Annotated in this window: 3 protein-coding genes; 2 read left to right on the top strand and 1 reads right to left on the bottom strand. The window is 59.9% G+C overall.

The features are described from left to right. Nucleotides 1-115 precede the first annotated feature (115 nt). Together VFG33_RS15035 and VFG33_RS15030 are read left to right on the top strand one after the other, a co-directional pair. Entirely contained in the window at nt 116-442 is a 327-nt protein-coding gene (locus tag VFG33_RS15035) for a hypothetical protein (RefSeq protein ID WP_325026750.1), read from the top strand. Nucleotides 443-1120: 678 nt separating this feature from the next. Beyond that, nucleotides 1121-1453 carry a hypothetical protein gene (locus VFG33_RS15030; protein WP_325026748.1) on the top strand — a complete coding sequence of 111 codons (333 nt, stop codon included), beginning with the start codon at nt 1121-1123 and terminating at the stop codon, nt 1451-1453. Between the two features lie 53 nt (nt 1454-1506). Here VFG33_RS15030 and VFG33_RS41385 read toward each other — a convergent pair whose 3' ends face one another. Continuing rightward, the gene (locus VFG33_RS41385; RefSeq protein WP_524538133.1) at nt 1507-2931 is read right to left on the bottom strand and encodes a hypothetical protein; all 1425 of its coding nucleotides are present in this window, start codon (nt 2929-2931) and stop codon (nt 1507-1509) included. Nucleotides 2932-3142 lie beyond the last annotated feature (211 nt).

Here is a 3142-nt window from a genome sequence, read left to right as displayed (position 1 = left end):
ATGCCTGGCGGGCCACGCCGCGGGTCGGCCGCTGGGCCGGGGTGGCCGGCGCACTGGCCAACCTCCTCGACCGCGCCCCCGACGGCGTCGTCACCGACTACCTGCACACCGGCTGGTGGCCCACCTTCAACCGGCCGACGCGTACGACATCTCAGGAATAAGTACTCTGCGCCAGTACCTCGCTGAAGCCGCCGCACACCAGCTCGCAGCCGATCTGGAGCTGCAATACGACGCCCACGGCCCGCGCGCCACGGAAACCGTGCGACGACTGGACGCACCACAGCCGGTCGACCGGGCCACCTGGGAGCCCGGCGGCCTGCTCGACGCATGGATATTCAACAAGCGCGACCGCGAATGGATCGGCCGCGTACGGCACGTCGACGGCACGATCAGCTGGCTCCGCAGCGCCGAACTCCGCATCCACAAAACACCCAGTGGCTGACCGATGAACATGTCCGCGGCTGGGTGGTTTCTGTCGGCGGCCCCGGTGATCACCGAAGCATCGCGACAGCGATTGGCGGCGAGGCTGATGGCAAGGAATCAGCAGACGATCCGGCTGTCTGGAGGACCGTGGAACGGCCAGGTGTTCTACGTGGACGACTGGGAAGAACGCCGCCGTGCCGCGGAGCAGATGCGCTGGGCGCCAACCGCCGTGCGCGGCTGGGCACTCGGCTACCGCTCTGAGCGGCGAGGTTCGGAATCTGGGTCTGGACCGACCGGTAGCCGCAGCCTGCCACGCGGACAGATGCCGCTCGCTCCAGGCATCGGGCCGCCAGCCGGGACCTGCCTTCTGTCGTGAATTCATGCCTCGACGTTTTGCGAGCATGCGCTCCGCCGGCAGTGGCGTGGGTCGCGGCTGGCGACAGCAAGGTAGCTTGCCCCAGAACCGCTCGGCGGCGCGGCAGTTATCCACAAGGACGGTGAATCACACCATGCCCAAGCCGATCATGCGCAGCGAGTTGGCCACGTTCCCCGGCTGCGATGAGTCTGCGCATGAGGGCTCTGCGCACTGGCGCAACTAGCACCAGTCACGGCAGGATCAAGAGGCGTAGCCGGTACTGGGCATGCAGGGCACCTCACCGATCCGCAATCTACCGCAAACGACTGTTAAGGGACCAGCATGGCAGACCAGCAAGAGTTCAAATTCCATGGTCCAGCATCCGGGGTCTTTGGGAATCAACGGCGAGTTACTAAGAACAATTTCAACCAGGGCGCAGATCCACTAGAAGCGATCAATGCAGTCCTATCGCAGCTTGACATAGTACTGGATCGAATTGACGGCCCGGACAGCTATGAGTTAAGGCTGGCGGCCAATGAACTTCGCTCTAGCGATACGGACAGAAATACCAGAAAGAATGTCCTTGAGCGCATAGCTCGCATTGCAACCGCTGCGGGGAATGCCTTATCCCCACTACTCAAGGTCACTAAAGAAGCCCTTGAGCTGATGCCCTAGTCGGGGCATGCCCTCAGGCTTCAACGACCTACGATAGGCGAGCGCGAAACGGATCAATTCTCACCTGCAAGTTCGGCGCCGACTTTCCGGATCATCTCTAGAACAAGCATGCCGGGTTCGCCCGCAAATACAGCCACACCAGCTGCTTGTTTAAGGACAAGCCTCATTCTCACTCGCCGGCGAGGTAGGTCGATTCTCAAAAAGCGGATCTGGAACCGGATATCGCGCAGCTCCTTGGCATCTTCCGGCGACAATTTTGGAATAAGTTCATCAATCGCTGACACCAGTTGATCGATTGCCAGCTCGCCGCCTTCGGTCACTTGCTTGAACGTGTTAGATGCGACCATACCTTGCCTTCCGAACACTCCGCTTGCTGCTGCATTAAACTCGTAGTGATCACCTTCCACAGTCATATGCCCTCCCACCATTGTCAGCTTCAACTGTCCCGCCAGCGTCGTCGCAAGCGAACGCTCAATTATCGTGTCCAGGCGGCGCAGTACACCCTTGCTCTGACGGCCCAGCTCCTTCCTGAGCGATGACAACATCTCAGGCTCCCCGAGCACGGCTCGATCCAGGGCCTGATTGACAAGGACGCCTTGGAGGACTCCTCTTCTGCGAACTTTGGCCAGAACCCGACACTGTAGTTCAAGATAATCGCGAAGATACTCTGGATCCAGCATCGGCTTGTAATAGTCGTAATTTCCTTGCTCTCGAGACCACTCGCGCAAGATGCCTCGTAGACCCTCCACCTCCGAGTGCAGGCGCCAAACAGCCGCCCGAATGGTCCGCATTCTCGCAAAGTCGGAATTCCAGCAATATTCGAACTCCCACACAGGGAGGACCTGTGAGCCGAAAGGGATGAGCGAGCACGTAGCCACGTTACTATCCGAGATTATGCTGCGCGGCACGGTCCGCTCGATTACAACGAGCGGCATACCGGGCTGCAACCACGACAGGGGGAGCTCATTTCTACCGCGTCCCCTGTATTGAGACGTCGTGACGTGCAAAAGCCGACGGGATATCGCCGCGCCCGCATCGCCTAGTTGGATACTCTTAGAATTTGGAAAGATCGAGACGCGCTGCCCCAAGACAGATCGCGCCAGGTCCGCCGCTGACAGTCCATTCAACTTTGGCGACACCGAAAATCCAACTTCGGCTCTGAAGGGAACACCACTGCTATATAATCGCCGAAACGATACGCTCAGATTACGCTCGGCTAGGTCTTGACTGGCAGCGCGAGGAAATCTGATTAGACGACGAGCGTCACAATAGTGATACTCCTGGAATAGCCCATCGGGTGGGCCGCCAGTGCGGTAGCGGACCAAGCCGCTGCTTCGAACATATTCTTTCCCTACGAGCGGATCGGGCCAATGCGGCACCGGCAGCCTTCCAGTCTCGCCAACCATCAGCAGACGAGCGTCCGCCATAGGCAGCTGGACGGCCAAGAAAGTCGCGCCTGTGCGCTCGCGCTGCGGCATTTTAGTAGCATAACGGACGCCCACATAAATGCCGATGCCGTTCATATTCGCCGCATCTGGAAGACAAGCGTCCTCCCTCGTCGATCCGAGGGAGGACACCGACAGTCGCTTGGCCGCACTCGCAACCGAGCCGTCTGTCAATGCTTTTGATCGCGAACGGCTACGACGCGGTGCACCTCGGTCACGAGGTGCAGACTGCCTACTTCGTAAC

It is taken from the genome of Kribbella sp., assembly GCF_035687465.1.
In the GTDB taxonomy this organism is placed as follows: Bacteria; Actinomycetota; Actinomycetes; order Propionibacteriales; family Kribbellaceae; genus Kribbella.
The sequence above is the reverse complement of the archived record's forward strand: the minus strand, read 5'-3'. Positions and strand labels throughout refer to the sequence as shown.